At 71.5% G+C, this 15,721-nt stretch carries 18 protein-coding genes; 12 read left to right on the plus strand and 6 right to left on the minus strand.

Annotated features, from left to right (window positions below; genetic code table 11):
• Window positions 1-18: 18 nt before the first annotated feature.
• Window positions 19-534 carry a MaoC family dehydratase gene (locus GA0070613_RS05705; RefSeq protein ID WP_089011333.1) on the minus strand — a complete coding sequence of 172 codons (516 nt, stop codon included), beginning with the start codon at window positions 532-534 and terminating at the stop codon, window positions 19-21.
• Between the two features lie 544 nt (window positions 535-1,078).
• Between GA0070613_RS05705 and trxA the strand changes: the two genes are divergently transcribed.
• From trxA to GA0070613_RS05720, 3 genes are all read left to right on the plus strand, one after another.
• A complete protein-coding gene (gene trxA, locus GA0070613_RS05710; RefSeq protein WP_089011334.1) occupies window positions 1,079-1,441 on the plus strand; it encodes a thioredoxin in 363 nt (120 codons plus the stop codon).
• A 169-nt stretch (window positions 1,442-1,610) separates the two neighbouring features.
• Complete coding sequence (locus GA0070613_RS05715; RefSeq protein WP_089011335.1) at window positions 1,611-2,051, plus strand: hypothetical protein; 441 nt, start codon at window positions 1,611-1,613, stop codon at window positions 2,049-2,051.
• A complete protein-coding gene (locus GA0070613_RS05720; RefSeq protein WP_089011336.1) occupies window positions 2,048-2,959 on the plus strand; it encodes an HTTM domain-containing protein in 912 nt (303 codons plus the stop codon). Before GA0070613_RS05715 ends, GA0070613_RS05720 begins: the two co-directional genes overlap by 4 nt.
• An 11-nt stretch (window positions 2,960-2,970) precedes the next feature.
• Here GA0070613_RS05720 and GA0070613_RS05725 read toward each other — a convergent pair whose 3' ends face one another.
• Window positions 2,971-3,390, minus strand: coding sequence for a thiol-disulfide oxidoreductase DCC family protein (locus GA0070613_RS05725; RefSeq protein WP_089011337.1), 420 nt, complete (start codon window positions 3,388-3,390; stop codon window positions 2,971-2,973).
• Between the two features lie 92 nt (window positions 3,391-3,482).
• On the opposite strand from GA0070613_RS05725, the gene GA0070613_RS05730 reads away from it, so the two are divergent.
• From GA0070613_RS05730 to GA0070613_RS05740, 3 genes are all read left to right on the plus strand, one after another.
• The gene (locus GA0070613_RS05730) at window positions 3,483-5,549 is read left to right on the plus strand and encodes an intein-containing Rv2578c family radical SAM protein (RefSeq protein WP_089011338.1); all 2,067 of its coding nucleotides are present in this window, start codon (window positions 3,483-3,485) and stop codon (window positions 5,547-5,549) included.
• Window positions 5,550-5,756: 207 nt separating this feature from the next.
• Window positions 5,757-6,923: an acyltransferase family protein gene (locus tag GA0070613_RS05735; RefSeq protein ID WP_231929678.1), complete on the plus strand. Its 1,167-nt coding sequence runs from the start codon at window positions 5,757-5,759 to the stop codon at window positions 6,921-6,923.
• A gap of 68 nt (window positions 6,924-6,991) precedes the next feature.
• The gene (locus GA0070613_RS05740; protein WP_089011339.1) at window positions 6,992-7,399 is read left to right on the plus strand and encodes a CoA-binding protein; all 408 of its coding nucleotides are present in this window, start codon (window positions 6,992-6,994) and stop codon (window positions 7,397-7,399) included.
• 19 nt (window positions 7,400-7,418) lie between these two features.
• On the opposite strand, the gene GA0070613_RS05745 is transcribed toward GA0070613_RS05740, so the two are convergent.
• Window positions 7,419-8,033 (minus strand): TetR/AcrR family transcriptional regulator, encoded by a 615-nt coding sequence (locus GA0070613_RS05745; RefSeq protein ID WP_089011340.1) that lies wholly within the window; start codon window positions 8,031-8,033, stop codon window positions 7,419-7,421.
• 95 nt (window positions 8,034-8,128) lie between these two features.
• Here GA0070613_RS05745 and GA0070613_RS05750 point away from each other — a divergent pair, with 95 nt between their 5' ends.
• Window positions 8,129-8,785, plus strand: coding sequence for a hypothetical protein (locus GA0070613_RS05750; protein WP_231929679.1), 657 nt, complete (start codon window positions 8,129-8,131; stop codon window positions 8,783-8,785).
• 69 nt (window positions 8,786-8,854) lie between these two features.
• Here GA0070613_RS05750 and GA0070613_RS05755 read toward each other — a convergent pair whose 3' ends face one another.
• Entirely contained in the window at window positions 8,855-10,051 is a 1,197-nt protein-coding gene (locus GA0070613_RS05755) for an acyl-CoA dehydrogenase family protein (RefSeq protein WP_089011341.1), read from the minus strand.
• 180 nt (window positions 10,052-10,231) lie between these two features.
• On the opposite strand from GA0070613_RS05755, the gene GA0070613_RS05760 reads away from it, so the two are divergent.
• Window positions 10,232-10,651: a DUF4190 domain-containing protein gene (locus tag GA0070613_RS05760; RefSeq protein WP_172875760.1), complete on the plus strand. Its 420-nt coding sequence runs from the start codon at window positions 10,232-10,234 to the stop codon at window positions 10,649-10,651.
• Window positions 10,652-10,658: 7 nt separating this feature from the next.
• Here GA0070613_RS05760 and GA0070613_RS05765 read toward each other — a convergent pair whose 3' ends face one another.
• Window positions 10,659-11,552, minus strand: coding sequence for an SDR family NAD(P)-dependent oxidoreductase (locus GA0070613_RS05765; protein ID WP_089011343.1), 894 nt, complete (start codon window positions 11,550-11,552; stop codon window positions 10,659-10,661).
• A gap of 119 nt (window positions 11,553-11,671) precedes the next feature.
• Between GA0070613_RS05765 and GA0070613_RS05770 the strand changes: the two genes are divergently transcribed.
• Entirely contained in the window at window positions 11,672-12,187 is a 516-nt protein-coding gene (locus GA0070613_RS05770; protein WP_089011344.1) for a DUF4190 domain-containing protein, read from the plus strand.
• A 63-nt stretch (window positions 12,188-12,250) separates the two neighbouring features.
• Here the strand turns inward: GA0070613_RS05770 and GA0070613_RS05775 are convergent, their stop codons facing one another.
• Complete coding sequence (locus GA0070613_RS05775) at window positions 12,251-13,207, minus strand: HpcH/HpaI aldolase/citrate lyase family protein (protein ID WP_089011345.1); 957 nt, start codon at window positions 13,205-13,207, stop codon at window positions 12,251-12,253.
• Between the two features lie 126 nt (window positions 13,208-13,333).
• Here GA0070613_RS05775 and GA0070613_RS05780 point away from each other — a divergent pair, with 126 nt between their 5' ends.
• The 3 genes from GA0070613_RS05780 to GA0070613_RS33230 all read left to right on the plus strand — a co-directional run bounded on the left by GA0070613_RS05780 (window position 13,334) and on the right by GA0070613_RS33230 (window position 15,718).
• Window positions 13,334-14,158, plus strand: coding sequence for an SDR family NAD(P)-dependent oxidoreductase (locus GA0070613_RS05780; RefSeq protein ID WP_089011346.1), 825 nt, complete (start codon window positions 13,334-13,336; stop codon window positions 14,156-14,158).
• 48 nt (window positions 14,159-14,206) lie between these two features.
• The gene (locus GA0070613_RS05785; protein ID WP_089011347.1) at window positions 14,207-14,989 is read left to right on the plus strand and encodes a GNAT family N-acetyltransferase; all 783 of its coding nucleotides are present in this window, start codon (window positions 14,207-14,209) and stop codon (window positions 14,987-14,989) included.
• Between the two features lie 84 nt (window positions 14,990-15,073).
• Complete coding sequence (locus tag GA0070613_RS33230; RefSeq protein WP_089011348.1) at window positions 15,074-15,718, plus strand: hypothetical protein; 645 nt, start codon at window positions 15,074-15,076, stop codon at window positions 15,716-15,718.
• The last annotated feature ends 3 nt before the right edge of the window (window positions 15,719-15,721 follow it).

Here is a 15,721-nt window from a genome sequence, read left to right on the forward strand (position 1 = left end):
CTTGGGCCGTACGGGAGGTCAGCGCGGCTCGGGGAAGCTCGGCCGCTCCGGGTCGACGCCGTCGGGCACGGCGGCGGCCGCGTACTCCTTCTTGGGGACCATGACCTTGCGGCGGAAGACGCAGACCAGCGTGCCGTCCTGGTTGTAGCCGCGGGTCTCCACCGCGACCACCCCCCGGTCGGGCTTGGAGGAGGACTCCCGCTTGTCCAGCACGGTCGTCTCGCCGTAGATGGTGTCCCCGTGGAAGGTGGGGGCCACGTGCCGCAGCGACTCGATCTCCAGGTTGGCGATCGCCTTGCCGCTGACGTCCGGCACGGACATGCCGAGGAGCAGCGAGTAGATGTAGTTGCCGACCACCACGTTGCGCTTGAACTGGCTCGCCGTCTCGGCGTAGTGCGCGTCCATGTGCAGTGGGTGGTGGTTCATGGTGAGCAGGCAGAAGAGGTGGTCGTCGTACTCGGTGACCGTCTTGCCGGGCCAGTGCCGGTAGACCGCGCCGACCTCGAACTCCTCGTAGTAGCGGCCGAACTGCATCCTTGTCCCCTTCGACGGGCGGCGATGGAGTTCGGCACAGCATGCCTTACCGCTTGTTAAGGCATCGACCGGGGCGCTGGTGGTGAGGAAATGTCACACCGGCCACAACCGGGGGAGACGCAATGAGCGGCGGGGCCCTCCCCGGCACCCGCCGCCCACGCTCTGATGCGACAGATTCTGCCGTACGGCGATACCGCCCGGACAGAGACGGGCGTCACATTTATCTTTTTGTAACACTACCGGGAGTCACCGAGGCTGTCCGTGGGAGCGATCTCTGCGGACCGAATCGCTCCATGTCAAGGCCCAAGTTACCGATTCGTAGCGCTCAATCCAATCGATCTCCTTGGAAGCGCTCCCATTACGGCTCGTCACGCAACTGCGCCTCGCACTTGCGTTCCGCAGTTCGGTGAGCACAGATAGCGTTCGATACCGCTGCACGTCACCGTCTCGTCACCGGGCGTTTCGACGAGCCGGCGTCGGGAATGCGACGACACCCGCCCTGGTTCCAGAGGACGTAGGTAATTCGCGCTGATCGGAGAGTGCAATGGCAACGGTTGAGCTGACCACGGCCAACTTCGACGAGGTGGCCGAGAGCGACGGCACCGTCCTGCTCGACTTCTGGGCCGACTGGTGCGGCCCGTGCAAGCAGTTCGCCCCCGTCTACGAGCGCTCCTCTGAGAAGCACCCGGACATCACCTTCGGCAAGGTCGACACCGAGGCGCAGCAGGAGCTGGCCGCCAAGTTCAACATCCGCTCGATCCCGACGGTGATGGCGATCAAGGACGGCGTGATCGTCTACAACCAGCCGGGCTCCCTGCCGGAGTCCGCCCTGGAGAACCTGATCGAGCAGGTCGAGCAGCTCGACATGGACGAGGTCCGCAAGCAGATGGCCGAGCACAAGCACTGATCCACCACCACTCCGGCGCCGGCCGGGTCCCCGCTCGGGGGCCCGGCCGGCGCCGTTTCCGGAGCTCACTGCCGCTCTCCGGACTCCCCGGACCGGCGACACGGTCAGCGAGGAGTGGACGACGGAAGGAGGCCTTCCGGGTACCCCGATCCCGTATCGTCCCCAACCGATGGAGACCTTGACCACCCGCGGACGCGCGGTCCGGCTGGGCGTGACCGCGCTCGGGCTGGCACTGCTCCTCGTCGGCACCGTCCGGGGCACCGACGACGACTTTCCGTTCGGGCCGTTCCGGATGTACTCCACCTCCGACCCGCCGGACGCGCCCGCCCCGGACACCCGGGTCGAGGGCGTCGACCGCACCGGCGCGGTGGTCGAGCTGGGCCAGGACGCCACCGGCATCCGCCGCGCCGAGATCGAGGGTCAGCAGGGCCGCTACGTTGCCGACCCCGCGCTGCTGCGCCAGGTCGCCGACGCGTACGCCGAACGCCACCCCGCCGCGCCCGCGCTGGTCGAGATGCGGATCGTGATCCGCTGGTACGGCATCCGGGACGGCCGCCCGACCGGCCGGTGGACCGACGAGACCGCCGTACGCTGGCAGGCCGACCGATGAGCGGCTGGCTGACCGAGGCCGTCCCCCGCGGCCGGGTGGCCGCCTTCCGCACCCTGGTCTACCTCTTCGTCGCCGCGGACCTGGTCGTCTTCACCCCCTGGGTACGCGCCCGGGTCGACGTGCCCGGCGAGCTGTACCACCCGCTGCTGATCGGCCGGCTGCTCCCGCTGCCCACCCCCACCCCGGCGCTGGTCGGCCTGCTCTTCTGGGCCCTGCTGGTGCTGGCCCTGCTCGCCGCGACCGGACGGGCGCCCCGGCTGCTCGGCTGGACGGTCTTCGCGCTCTACTTCGAGTGGATGGTCGTCGCGATGAGCTACGGCAAGGTCGACCACGACCGGGTCGGGCTGCTCGTCGCGCTGGCCGCGCTGCCCACCGCCGGCCGCGCCCGGCACGGCGACGCCACCCGCACCGAGGCCGGCGGCTGGGCGCTACGGGTCACCCAGATCGCCGTGATCTGCACGTACTTCCTGGCGGCCTGGGCCAAGTTCCGCTTCGGCGGCCTGGACTGGGCGACCGGCTCGGTGCTGGCGCGCGCGATCATCCGACGCGGCACCGAGCTGGCGGACCTGGTCGCCCAGGTGCCGCACCTGCTGATCGTCGCCCAGTTCGGCATCCTCGCCTTCGAGCTGCTCAGCCCGGTGGTGTTCGTGCTGCCCGAACGGTGGCGGCTGGCGACGGTGGGCTTCTTCTACTCGTTCCACCTGGTCACCGTTGCGACGATCACGATCTCGTTCGCCCCGCACCTGGCGGCGATGACCAGCTTCCTGCCGCTGGAGAAGGTCCGCCCGGTGGTGTGGGCGCGTCGCCTCCTCGCCCGCGGGGGCCAGCCGGCCGTCCCGGACGACGCGGCCGCGCCGCCGACTGCCCTGACCGGCCCCGAGCCGGCAGTCGGGCCAGCCACGCCGTAGCCGACTGTCGGTCAGGAGCCGGCGGTGGGCCGGCCGGTCGGGCCGTAGAGGCGCTCGCGCGCCTCCTGCGGCAGCGAGCACGCGGCGGTGCCGCCGGGCAGCCGGTGCCGGTTGCGGGCCACCCAGCGGTACGCCGGCCAGGCGGCCGCCCGCACCGGCGGGAAGCGCAGGCCGGCCCCGGCGACCCGCCAGAGCGGCGCGCTGTCGCCGAGCAGCCTGGCGATGGCGTCCGGACCCGCCGCGCGGGAGCCGTCGGCGCCGACCCACTGCACCGCCTCTTCGCACTCGGCCTCCGTCAGGCCGAGTGCGGCCAGGTCCGCGAACTGCCAGGGCAGCACGCGGACGCCGGTCGGGATCCGGCGCTCGATGAACTCGGCGCAGCGGCTGCAGAAGGCGCAGTCGCCGTCGTAGACGAAGGTCGACGTCTCCATGCCCCCCATCCTCCACCCGCCCGGCGCGCGTCGGGCGCCGGTGTCCGGCGAGTCACTTGCACATCGTTCGTACGCGTGTTCGAATGAGGTCCATGCGCTGGGAGAACCTCTCCGCTCCCCCGGACGAGGGGATTCCCGACGGGGCAGCGCCAGCGGCTCCACCCCTGCCGCTGGCGCTCCCCGGCGCGATCGCCCGCACCTTCGACACCCCGGGCTTCGCCGGCATGACCTTCTACGAGGTGCGGGCCAAATCGATCATCAACCGGGTGCCCGGGGAGTCCCGCGTCCCGTTCGAGTGGACGATCAACCCGTACCGGGGCTGCTCGCATGCGTGCCGTTACTGTATGTCTGGTGATACCCCGATCCTGATGGCGGACGGCCGCACGAAGCCGATCAGCGAACTGGAGCCGGGCGACCGGATCTACGGGACCGAGCGCCGGGGTGCCTACCGTCGATACGTCGTTACCACCGTCCTCGACAAGTGGTCCACGGCGAAGCCGGCCTACCGGGTGACCCTCGAGGACGGCACCACCCTGGTGGCGAGCGGCGACCATCGCTTTCTCTCCGATCGGGGCTGGAAGTACGTGACCGGCGCCATGGCCGGTGCTGGGCCGCGCCCCTACCTGACGACCAACAGCCGGCTGATCGGGACCGGCCGCTTCGCCGCCGCGCCCAAGGACTCGGCCGACTACCGGCAGGGCTACCTCTGCGGCATGGTCAGGGGCGATGCCAGCCTCGGCAGCCATCCGAACTCCTACGGGAAGGTGCACCGATTCCGGTTGGCGTTGGCCGACGAGGAAGGGTTGGGTCGCACCGAACGGTTCCTCAGCGACGCGGGCATCAGGACGCAGCGTTTCTCCTTCGCCCCGGTCAGCGCGACCCGCCGGGCGATCACCGCCGTCCGCACCTCCCGGCAGCGCGACATCGACGCCATCGCCGAGCTGATCCGCTGGCCTGAGAAGCCGACCGACGACTGGCGACTCGGCTTCCTCGCCGGCATCTTCGACGCCGAGGGAAGCTGCAGCCGGGGCGTCTTCCGGATCAGCAACGGCGACGACGAGATCCTCGACCAGACGGCCGCGGCCCTGGACCGCTTCGGGTTCACCTGGGTGCTGGACGATCCCGGCCTGCCCAACCGCGTTCGGCAGATCCGGCTGACGGGTGGCCTGCCCGCGCGGCTGCGGTTCTTCCACATGACCGATCCGGCGATCACCCGCAAGCGGTCGATCGAGGGTGCGGCGCTGAAGTGTCAGGCGGCGCTGCGGGTGACGAGCATCGAGTCGCTCGGGCTGGAGCTGCCGTTGTGGGACATCACCACCGGCACCGGCGACTTCATCGCCAACGGGGTGGTCAGCCACAACTGCTTCGCCCGGAACACCCACACCTACCTCGACCTGGATGCCGGGGCGGACTTCGACCGGAAGGTGATCGTCAAGGTCAACGCCGGTGAGCTGGTCCGGCGCGAGCTGGCCGCCCCGCGCTGGCGCGGCGCGCACGTCGCGATGGGCACCAACGTGGACTGCTACCAGCGGGCCGAGGGGCGCTACCGGCTGATGCCGCCGATCATCGAGGCGCTGCGCGACTTTGCCAACCCGTTCTCGATCCTCACCAAGGGCACGCTGATCCTGCGGGACGTGCCGCTGCTGCGCCAGGCCGCCGAGGTGACCCGGGTCGGCCTCTCCTTCTCGGTGGGCTTCGTCGACGAGGAGCTGTGGCGCGCGGTCGAGCCGGGCACCCCGAGCCCGCGCCGGCGGCTGGACGCCGTCCGCCAGCTCACCGACGCCGGGTTCGAGGTGGGAGTCCTGATGGCGCCGATCCTGCCCGGGCTCAGCGACGACGACGGGTCGATCGAGGCCACCGTGGCGGCGGTCGCCGCCGCCGGGGCGATCAGCGTGACGCCGCTGGCCCTGCACCTGCGCCCCGGCGCCCGCGAGTGGTACGCGCACTGGCTGGCCGGGGCGTTCCCGCACCTGGTCCCCCGCTACCGCCAGCTCTACCGGGCGGGCGCGTACGCGCCGCAGGCGTACCAGCGGGAACTGACCGCGCGGGTGCGGATCGCGGCCCGCCGGCACGGGCTGCACCGCGCCGAGGTCGGCGACAACCGGCGGCCGCCCGAGCCGCCGCCGCCGGCCCCGGCCGAACAGCTGACCCTGCTCTAGGATCCACCGATCCGCCGGCCGGTGGTGGCGGCGGCGGGGACGGTCGCGGCCGACCCGGGATGGACAAATCCCGAGCACCGTCCCAGCCGGTGGGCTCGCGGGGGGCGATGACAGTGGCATTGCCCGACCGCGCACATCCGGTAACATGCCCGTTCGTCCGTGCAGCCCCTCACAGCTGCACCTCGATGGGGAGCGGGGAGATCAGTGGTGCTGACCGCGAGCGTGGGCCATCCTGTCGAGCGGGACGTGTCTGGTGGCGGCACTGCCGCACCGACGACATCCCGGGCCACCGTGGCCCCCGGCGGGGAGGGCGGGCACCAGCCGCAGCGGCCCCGGATTCGGGTGCTCGACGGCCTGCGTCTCCTCGCCGCGCTCATGGTCGTGAGCTACCACTATTTCGGTTTCGTCTCCATGCCCACCGCGTACGGCTGGCTCGGGGTCGAGCTGTTCTTCCTGATCAGCGGCTTCGTGATCTGCATGAGCAGCATGGGCCACACGGTGGGGCAGTTCATGACCTCGCGGATCGTGCGGCTGTTTCCCGCGTACTGGTTCGGCGTGCTGCTGACCAGCGCCGTCCTGCTGATCTGGCAAGTCCGCAAGCCACCGTCCCTGGCTGAGATCGCCGCCAACCTGACCATGCTGCAGGGCGGGATTGGCGTACGGAGGATCGACGGCGTCTACTGGACGCTCTGGGTCGAGCTGCGGTTCTACCTGCTCTTCTCGGCCGTCGTGTGGTTCGGCGTGACCTACCGGCGGGCCGTGGTGTTCTGCGTCGCCTGGCTCTTCGGCGCCGTGCTCACGATGAAGACCCCGGGCGTCGCCAACACCGTCCTCGTCTCGGAGTGGGCGCCGTACTTCATCGCCGGTATCGCGTTCTTCCTGATCCACCGGTACGGCCAGACCCTGCTGTTGTGGGGCCTCGTCGGCGTCTGCTTCCTACTTTCGGCGAACCACGTCGTCGGGCTGGCCGTCGGCTGGAACAAGGCCTCCGGGCGCGCCGACCTGCCGGGCTGGCCAGCCGCCCTGGTGCTGGCCCTGTTCTTCGCGCTGATGGCGGCGGTGGCACTGGGCTGGCTGCGGTTGGACTGGAAGTGGCTCAGCGTGGCCGGGGCCCTCACGTATCCGCTCTACCTCATCCACCAGTACATCGGCGGGACGGTCCTCGCGGAGCTGGCCGACCTGCCGTATCTTCCGCTCCGGCTCGGCCTGATCGTGGTCATGCTGGTCGCGGCGTGGTGCATTCACCGCTTCGTGGAACGTCCGGCGGCACGGCTGATGCGCCCGGCCCTCGTGAGAGCGATCGGCGCGCTGGACAGAGTTGACGTACCGGTCGCGGGGCCGTCACGACTCCGGCGGCCACGTCAGGGGCAGTAACGCCGCTGGCTGGCCGCCCGGTCCGGGTGACCGGCGCGCGAGGTGGGCCGCGGGGTTAGGCTCGGCGGGTGCGCTCAGCCCAGCAGATCCTCGCCGACTCCGCCGTGATCGCCGTCGTGGGCGCGTCCCGCGACCCGGGCAAGGCCGCGCACAGCGTGCCGTTGCAGATGCAGCGGTACGGCTGGCGGATCATCCCGGTGAACCCGACCGTGGACGAGCTCTTCGGCGAGAAGGCGTACCCGTCACTGGCCGACATCCCGCACCCGGTCGACCTGGTCGACGTGTTCCGCCCCGCCCGGGACGCGGTCGACGTGGTCCGGCAGGCGGTGGCGATCGGCGCCCCGGCGGTGTGGTTGCAGCTCGGGATCGTGTCGGCCGACGCGCGGCGGATCGCCGAGGAGGCCGGCATCGACTACGTCGAGGACCGGTGCCTCATCGTGGAACGGGCAGCCGCCGGGCTGACCCGGCTCGGCTGAGCGGACCGGCCCGCGCCGATCACTTCCCCGCTTCGTCGGAGCCGAGGACCAGGTCCAGCTGGGCGTCGAGCGCGGCGAGCGCGGTCTCGGGTGAATAGTGTCCGCCGAGCAGGTAGACCCCCAGCCCTTCCATGATCGCCAGCAGCCCGACCGCGGCCCGGTCCGGGTCGACGTGCCGGTCGGCCGTCCCGGCCGCCTGCGCGACGCGGATCTGCCCGGCGACGAAGGCCAGCAGCCCGGCGGTCTCCTGGTGCAGCGCGGCGGCGACGGTCGGGCGGACCGCCGTGTAGGCCAGGAAGGCCAGCGCCACCCGCCCGTCCGCCCGGCGCGACTCGTCGAGCGGCAGCAGCTCGACCAGCATGGTCCGCAGCAGCGTACGGGGGGAGGGGGCGTCGTCGAGCGCGGCGACCGCCCGGGTCACCCGCGCCTCGCTGTGTTCGTGGACCACCGACAGCGCGAAGGTCATCATCTCGTCCTTGGTGCGGAAGTAGTGCTGCACCATCCCGGAGGAGACGCCGGCCTCGGTCGCCACGTGACGCAGGCTGACCGCTTCGAGCCCGTGTTCGGCGGCCACCCGCATCAGCGCGTCGGCGATCAGCTTGCGGCGCTCCCGGTGGTCGACCCGTTTCGGCATGACCCCATGTTTTCACAATACGACTGCATTGACATGTCGCCGCCCGCTGGTTACGTTGCGACTGCAATGGAAAAGACCTGAAGGGCCAGGTGGCCGTGCGCAAAGAGAGTCGTCCCGTCGCGTTGCTGCGTCGCGCGGTCGCGTACGAGGTGGGCATGTGGCACAGCCTCTACCGCTGGCTGCTGCGCCGGCCCCTCGTGCACACGCCCGGGGCCGAGGCGTTCAGCTACGTCGGAGTGGTGAAGCCGATCCTGGGCGCCTTCATCGCGCTGTCCGCGATCGAGATCCCGATCTTCGACCTGATCCTCCGGCACACCGTGCCGTGGCCGTCGGTGCGGCACACCGCGCTGGCGCTCGGCATCTGGGGTCTGTTGTGGATGATCGGCCTTTTCGCCAGCCTGCGGATCCACCCGCACGTCGCCGACGCCGCCGGTCTGCGCGTTCGCAACGGCATCTCGGTGGACTTCATGGTGCCCTGGACGGCCGTCGCCACCATCGGTGCCCGATACCGCTCGCTACCCTCCAGCCGGGCCATTCAGGTCGAGCAGGACGACGCGGTGACGATCCTGAACGTCGGCACCGGCAGCCAGACCAGCGTCGACGTCGTGCTCCGCGAACCGCTGTCCGTCCCGCTGCCCAAGGGGCCGAGCGGGCCGGTCACCGCGATCCGGCTCTACGCCGACGACCCGGAGGCGCTGGTCGCCCGGGCCCGCCAACACCTGACGGTCTCGCTTCCCGGCTCGGACAGCTAGGCCGGAGGGCCGCCGGTCACCGCGCCGGAGCCGGCCGTCGGGCCGGCCGGCGGGTGACCGGCGCGCCGGTCAGAGCTTGTACTCCTTGAGCAGGCCTCGGGAGATGATCGTCTTCTGGATCTCCGAAGTGCCCTCGCCGATGAGCAGGAACGGGGCCTCGCGCATCAGCCGCTCGATCTCGTACTCCTTGGAGTAGCCGTACCCGCCGTGGATGCGGAAGGCCTCCTGGACGACCTCGGCGCAGTACTCGGAGGCGAGCAGCTTGGCCATGCCGGCCTCGACGTCGTTGCGCTGGCCGGCGTCCTTGAGCCGCGCCGCGTTGACCATGAGCGAGTGCGCGGCCTCGATCTTGGTGCCCATCTCGGCGAGCTTGAACGCGATGGCCTGATGCCGAGCGAGCGGCTGGCCGAAGGTGCGGCGCTGCTGGGCGTACGCGACGGCCAGCTCGAAGGCGCGGATGGAGATGCCGCAGGCGCGGGCGGCGACGTTGACCCGCCCGACCTCGATGCCGTCCATCATCTGGTAGAAGCCGCGGCCGACCTTCTCCTCGCCGCCGAGGACGGCGGAGGCCGGGACGCGGACCCCGTCGAGCACCATCTCGGTGGTCTCGACGCCCTTGTAGCCCATCTTGTCGATCTTGCCGGGGATGGTCAGGCCGGGGGCGGTCTCGCCGAAGCCGGGCTCCTTCTCCAGCAGGAAGGTGCTCATGTTGCCGTAGACCGAGTCCGCACCGGTGTCGGTCTTCACCAGGGTGGCCACCACCGAGGAGTACGCCCCGTTGGTCAGCCACATCTTCTGGCCGTTGAGCACGTAGTTGTCGCCGTCGCGGACCGCCTTCGACTTGATCGCCGAGACGTCGGAGCCGCACTCCGGTTCTGACATCGAGAAGGCGCCGCGCACCTCGCCGGTGGCCATCTTCGGCAGCAGCCGGGCCTTCTGCTCCGCCGAGCCGTGCTGGGAGATCAGGTACGCCACGATGAAGTGGGTGTTGACGATGCCGGAGATCGACATCCAGCCCCGGGACAGCTGCTCGACCACCAGGGCGTACGTGAGCAGGGACTCGCCGAGCCCGCCGTACTCCTCGTCGATGGTGAGCCCGAAGAGCCCCATCTCGCGCATCCCGTCGAGGATGTCGGTCGGGTACTCGTCGGCGTGCTCCAGCCGCTGGGCGTGCGGAATGATCTCCTTGTCCGCGAACTCCCGGACGGTTTCCAGGATCGACCGCTGCACATCGGTCAGGCCGGGCGTCTGGGCGAGTCGGGCCATCTCAGCCTCCGGGGGATCGGCGCATTACTCGTGGGTAACTGAACGCTCGGTCAGTATCGGTCCCGCGACCGGCGAGGCCAAGGTGACCAGTCCACACAACCGCTGTGAAAAGGTTCACCGCTGCGGGTAGCGTCCGCAAGAGAGATGCCCGTTGAGCTGCGACGGAGGGGGCGAGCTAGGGTGAGCCATCCACCACCCGGGGAGCCGGACCAGCCCCCGTCGCCGTACGAGCCGCCGTCCTACGGCCAGCCGCCCCACCACGACCCGTACGGCCAGCAGCCGCAGTGGGGGCAGCAGCCGCCGTACGCGCCGCAGCCACCGTACGGTCAGTACGGCCCGCCGCCCGGCGGGGGCGGCGGTGGCACCAACGTGATGGCGGTCCTGTCGCTGGTCTTCGCCTTCGTCTTCGCCCCGGCCGGGATCGTCCTCGGCCACCTGGCCAAGCGGCAGATCCGGCAGACCGGCGAGGAGGGCGCCCAGCTCGCCACCTGGGGCCTGGTGCTCAGCTACGTCTTCACCGCGATCGGGCTGCTCGCCTGCTGCGGCTGGATCGCCCTGGCCATCTGGGCGAACTCCGACAGCGGCGACTCCTACAGCTGACCCGCCCTCAGCGGAACTCCGCCTCGCGGACGCTGTTGCCGCCGTCCACCACCAGCATCTGCCCGGTGATGTACGAGGCGGCCGGCGAGCAGAGGAAGGCGATCGCCGCGGCCACCTCGTCCGGCGTGCCCGGACGGCCGACGGGGGTACCGAGCCCCTGCTTGATCTCGGCCATCGTCGACGCCGCCGTGTAGATGGTGCCGGGGGCGACCGCGTTGACGGTCACCCCGTCGGCGATCATCTCCATCGCCAAGGCCCGGGTCAGCCCCACCACGCCCGCCTTCGCCGCCGCGTACGCGGCCTCGGTCGGCAGCGCGTTGACCGCGCCGGCGGTCGCCGCCAGGTTGACGATCCGACCCCAGCCGCGCTCGGCCATCCCGCTGATGAACGCCCGGCTGCACAGGAACGCGGTGGTCAGGTTCCGGTCGATCTCGCCGCGCCACTCGTCGTAGCTGAGCTGGGCCACCGGCCGCAGCACCTCGGGGCTGGCCCGGCTGGCCAGGCCGGCGTTGTTGACCAGCACCTCGACGTCGCCGAGCTGCTCGGCCACCGCGTCGGCGAGCGCGCCCACCTCCGACTCGTCGGTCAGGTCGGCCACGAAGCCGGTCACGCCCAGCTCGCCGGCCCGCTCGTGGATCCGGCGGGTGGTGGAGACGATGGCGACCCGGGCCCCCAGGTCGGCCAGCCGGCGGGCGGTGGCGTAGCCGATGCCGTCCGGGCTGCCCGCTCCGGTGACCAGGGCGACCCGGCCGTCGAGGCGCATGGTGACCGGCTCGGCGAGCGGCGCCGGCTGGTCGGAGTCGTCGGCGGAGCCCGCCGGGGCGGTGCCTCGGCTGCGCCGGACCAGGCCCGGACGGCTCACGTCCCGTCTCGGTCGGCCACCACGCGCGTCAAGTGCCATGCCGCGATCCTGCCCGCTGTGGACCTTCCGGGCAACGCGGCACCCGGAAAGGGGTGCTCGGTTTTGGGCGGGGCTGGCTACCCTGACGGCGCACCCGCTTCCAACGGAGATGAAACCTGATGAGCTATCCCCCGCCGTCCGGTGGTTGGCACGACCCGTCCGCACCCGGCCAGCAGTCCACGCCGCCCGCCGACCCGACCCTCGCGATGGGCGGCAGTCCGATCCCCGCCCAGCCGACCTCCGCCGACCCGTACGCCCCGGTGTACCCGTACGCCGGGACGCCGGGGGGGCAGCCCATGGCCGACCCGTACGCCGCGGCCGGCTACCCCCCGCCGGCCTACCCGGGGTACGGCTACCCGGCCCCGGCGAAGACCAACACCATGGCCATCGTGGCGCTGGTGCTCTCGCTGGTCGGCTTCGCCTCCTGCATCACCGCGCCGGTCGGCGCGATCCTCGGCCACGTGGCCCGCAAGCAGATCCGCGAGACCGGCGAGCAGGGCGAGGGGATGGCCAAGGCCGCCATCATCGTCGGCTGGATCCTCACCGGCCTGCTGGCGCTGCTGATCGCCTTCTACATCGTGGTGATCGTGATCGCGATCGCCAACGGCGACTCGAGCAGCAGCAGCACCTTCTGACGACGGCAGGGCCGTCCCGGTCGACCGGGACGGCCCTCCGCGCCGCACGAGGGCGGCCTCCGCTCACTCCGACGGCGGGGTGAAGCTCGACGTACGGGTCATCCCGGCCGCGCGCCCCTTGGCCGCGATCACCAGGGCCATCTTGCGGGAGGCCTCGTCGATCATCTCGTCGCCGAGCATCACCGCGCCGAGCTTGCCGCCCGCCTCCGAGGTGTAGTGCTCGTACGCGTCGAGGATCAACTCCGCGTGGTCGTAGTCGGCCTGGGCCGGGGAGTAGACCTCGTTGGCCGCGTCGATCTGGCCCGGGTGCAGCACCCACTTGCCGTCGAAGCCGAGCGCCGCCGACCGCTTGGCCACCTCGCGGAACGCGTCGACGTCCCGGATCTGCAGGAACGGGCCGTCGATGGCCTGCTTGTCGTGCATCCGGGCGGCCATCAGGATCCGCATCAGGATGTAGTGGTACGGGTCGCCCGGGTAGTCCGGGATCAGCGCGCCGACCACCAGCGACTTCATGTTGATCGAGGCCATGAAGTCGGCCGGGCCGAAGATGATGGTCTCCACCCGCGGCGAGGCGGCCGCGATGGCGTCGACGTTGACCAGGCCGGCCGCGTTCTCGATCTGCGCCTCGATGCCGATCCGGCCGACCTCCAGGCCGAGCGTCTTCTCGATCTGGGTCAGCGTCAGGTCCAGCCACTGCACCTGGGCGGCGTTCTGCACCTTCGGCAGCATGATGCAGTCCAGGTTCGCGCCGGCGCCCTCGACCACCTCGATCACGTCCCGGTAGGTCCACGGCGTGGTCAGGTCGTTCACCCGGACCACCCGGGTCTTGCCGGCCCAGCCGCCCTCGTTCAGGGCGGCGACGATGTTCTTCCGGGCGTCCGGCTTGGCCAGCGGGGCGACCGCGTCCTCCAGGTCCAGGAAGACCTGGTCGGCCGGCAGGCCCTGGGCCTTGCCGAGCATCTTGACGCTGGAACCGGGTACCGCGAGGCAGGACCGGCGGGGGCGACCGACAGCGGCCATGGATGCGCTCCTTCCAGCGTCCGGCAGGCAGCCGACGCCGACGAATGAAAAGCCGAAAACCTAACGATCCCAAAGGGCGTGGTGACGTCACGGTAACCTCGTGCCGTGACCGGGGTGAATGGACCTGTGGAAGATCTCACTGGGCGTCGGACCGTGGTGGTGACGGGCGCCAGCTCCGGCATCGGACTGGCCGCCGCCGTCGACCTGTCCCGCCGGGGCGACCGGGTGGTGCTGGTCGGCCGGGACCCGGCCCGGCTGCAGTCGGCCGGAGACCGGGTCCGCGAGACCTGCGGCGAACGGCCCGAGCTGTTCCGCGCCGACTTCGCCGTCCTGGACGACGTCCGCCGGCTCGCCGAGCGGCTGCGGGAGTCGTACGACCGGATCGACGTGCTGGCCAACAACGCCGGCGCCATCGTGCTCCAGCCGGCGACCACGGTCGACGGTTTCGAACTGAGCATGCAGGCCAACCATCTGGCCCCGTTCCTGCTCAGCAACCTGCTCGCCGACCGGATCGGGCGGATGGTGGTCACCGCCTCCGGCGCGCACCGCAGCGGGGCGCTGGACCCCGACGACCTCAACGCCGCGCTGCGCCGCTACCGACCGATGCAGGCGTACGGGACCAGCAAGCAGGCGAACATCCTCTTCACCGCCGAGGCGGCCCGGCGCTGGCCGGACGTGCCGGCGTACTCGTTCCACCCGGGCGTGGTGCGGACCCGGTTCGGCAACGAGAGCCGGCTGGTCGCGCTGGGCATGCGGCTGCTGCCGTTCCGCAGCCCGGAGAAGGGCGCGGAGACGCTGGTCTGGCTGGCCAACCAGGACCCGTCCCGGCTGGTCGACGGCGGCTACTACCACGACCGGCGACCGCGCCGGCCGCTCGCCAAGGCGGCCGACCCGCGGCTCGCCGCCCGGCTCTGGACGGCCAGCGCCAAGGCCCTCGGCATCGAGGGGTGAGGGTTTTTCGGTGTCGGAGCGATCCGTCCCGCTGCGATACTCCGCCACATGACGACGGGGAACGACACCGGTGCGCGGAGCACCGACGCCGGCCGGGCGACGAGCGCCACCGAGGTCGGCGGGCCGGCCGGTGAGCTGCGGGTGGGCGGCGAGGACGCGGAGCTGTCGGCCCGGCTCGAACGGGAGCTGACCGCGTACAACAACGCGGCGACCGGCGCGGACGACGAGGCCGACCTGTCGGTGCGGGTGGTCGACGCGGACGGGGAACTGGTCGGCGGGCTGACCGGCTGGACCTGGGGCGGCCGGGCCGGGATCAACATGGTGTGGGTGCGCGACGACCGCCGGCACGAGGGCTGGGGCGGGCGGCTGCTGCGGGCCACCGAGGAGGAGGCCGCGCGGCGCGGCTGCACGGAGATCTCCGTGTCGTCCTTCTCGTTCCAGGCGCCGGACTTCTACCGGCGACACGGCTACTCCGACACCGGGATCCGGGACGGCATCCCGGGCGGCCACGTCGACCACCAATTCTGGAAGTCGCTGGTGCACGACCCGGCCGCCGCGGTGCGGCTGGTCGCCCTGGTGGAGTTCGGCACCGACGCGGTCGCCGCCGGTCAGCGGTACGAGGACGTGGTGCTCGCCCTGCTCGGGCGGCACGGCGGGCGACTGGAGCGGCGGCTGCGGGCCGGCGACGGGCGGAGCGAGGCGCACGTGATCCGGTTCGCCACCCGGGCCGGCTACGAGTCGTTCCTCGTCGACCCGGAACGGGCCGCGCTGCGCGCGGCGCTCGGCGACGCCGCGCCGGTCACCCGGGTGCTGGAGGTCCACGACGTCTGACCGGCCCCTCCCCCTCACTTCATCACGCGGGGCCGGTCAGAACAAGACTTGATCTTGGTGATTGGCGGGGGCAGGCTCGTCGGCATGGACTTCGATCCCCTGGCCACCGCCCGGCGGGCGCTCTGGATCGGCGGCGCCCAGTGGGCCGGCAAGACCACCCTCGCCGTCACCCTGGCTCTGCGGTACGGGCTGACCGCGTACCTCTACGACCGGCACGACGCCCGGGGGCACGAGGACCGGCGGGTCGCCGAACGGATCCGGCGCGGGAAGCCGCCCACCGGCCCCGACCCGGACGCGGTCTGGGTGCACACCGATCCGGAAAAGATGGCCGCCGAGACCCTGGCCGGATTTCCGCGCCGCTTCGAGTGGGTGCTGGACGACCTCAGCGCCCTGGTCACCGGCCGGCGGGTGGTCGCCGAAGGGTGGGGGCTGCGACCGGAGCTGGTCGCCGCGGTCGTCGAGTCGACCGGGCAGATGGTGGTGCTGGTGCCGACGCCGGAGTTCCGGGCGTACCAGTCCGGGCGGCTGCCCCGGGCGACCGCGCGGCACCCGGGGGTCAGTGAGCCGGAGCGCGCGCTGCGCAACCGGCTGGCCCGGGACGAGCTGGTCGCGGCGGACGCCGTCGCACGGGCCCGGGAGCTGGGCGTACGGGTGATCGAGGTGGACGGTGGCCGGGACGCCGAGGCGGTCGCCGGGCTGGTCGCGAGGCATTTCGCGGCGTACCTGTGAGCC

The organism is Micromonospora inositola, from assembly GCF_900090285.1.
In the GTDB taxonomy this organism is placed as follows: Bacteria; Actinomycetota; Actinomycetes; order Mycobacteriales; family Micromonosporaceae; genus Micromonospora; species Micromonospora inositola.

Coding starts and splice junctions, on each gene's coding strand:
- GA0070613_RS05715 (WP_089011335.1), top strand. CDS start 1,611: ATGGAGACCTTGACCACCCGCGGACGCGCGGTCCGGCTGGGCGTGACC.
- GA0070613_RS05755 (WP_089011341.1), bottom strand. CDS start 10,051: ATGGCCCGACTCGCCCAGACGCCCGGCCTGACCGATGTGCAGCGGTCG.
- GA0070613_RS05765 (WP_089011343.1), bottom strand. CDS start 11,552: ATGGCACTTGACGCGCGTGGTGGCCGACCGAGACGGGACGTGAGCCGT.
- GA0070613_RS05775 (WP_089011345.1), bottom strand. CDS start 13,207: ATGGCCGCTGTCGGTCGCCCCCGCCGGTCCTGCCTCGCGGTACCCGGT.
- GA0070613_RS05730 (WP_089011338.1), top strand. CDS start 3,483: ATGCGCTGGGAGAACCTCTCCGCTCCCCCGGACGAGGGGATTCCCGAC.
- trxA (WP_089011334.1), top strand. CDS start 1,079: ATGGCAACGGTTGAGCTGACCACGGCCAACTTCGACGAGGTGGCCGAG.
- GA0070613_RS05720 (WP_089011336.1), top strand. CDS start 2,048: ATGAGCGGCTGGCTGACCGAGGCCGTCCCCCGCGGCCGGGTGGCCGCC.
- GA0070613_RS05785 (WP_089011347.1), top strand. CDS start 14,207: ATGACGACGGGGAACGACACCGGTGCGCGGAGCACCGACGCCGGCCGG.
- GA0070613_RS05705 (WP_089011333.1), bottom strand. CDS start 534: ATGCAGTTCGGCCGCTACTACGAGGAGTTCGAGGTCGGCGCGGTCTAC.
- GA0070613_RS05725 (WP_089011337.1), bottom strand. CDS start 3,390: ATGGAGACGTCGACCTTCGTCTACGACGGCGACTGCGCCTTCTGCAGC.
- GA0070613_RS33230 (WP_089011348.1), top strand. CDS start 15,074: ATGGACTTCGATCCCCTGGCCACCGCCCGGCGGGCGCTCTGGATCGGC.
- GA0070613_RS05770 (WP_089011344.1), top strand. CDS start 11,672: ATGAGCTATCCCCCGCCGTCCGGTGGTTGGCACGACCCGTCCGCACCC.
- GA0070613_RS05745 (WP_089011340.1), bottom strand. CDS start 8,033: ATGCCGAAACGGGTCGACCACCGGGAGCGCCGCAAGCTGATCGCCGAC.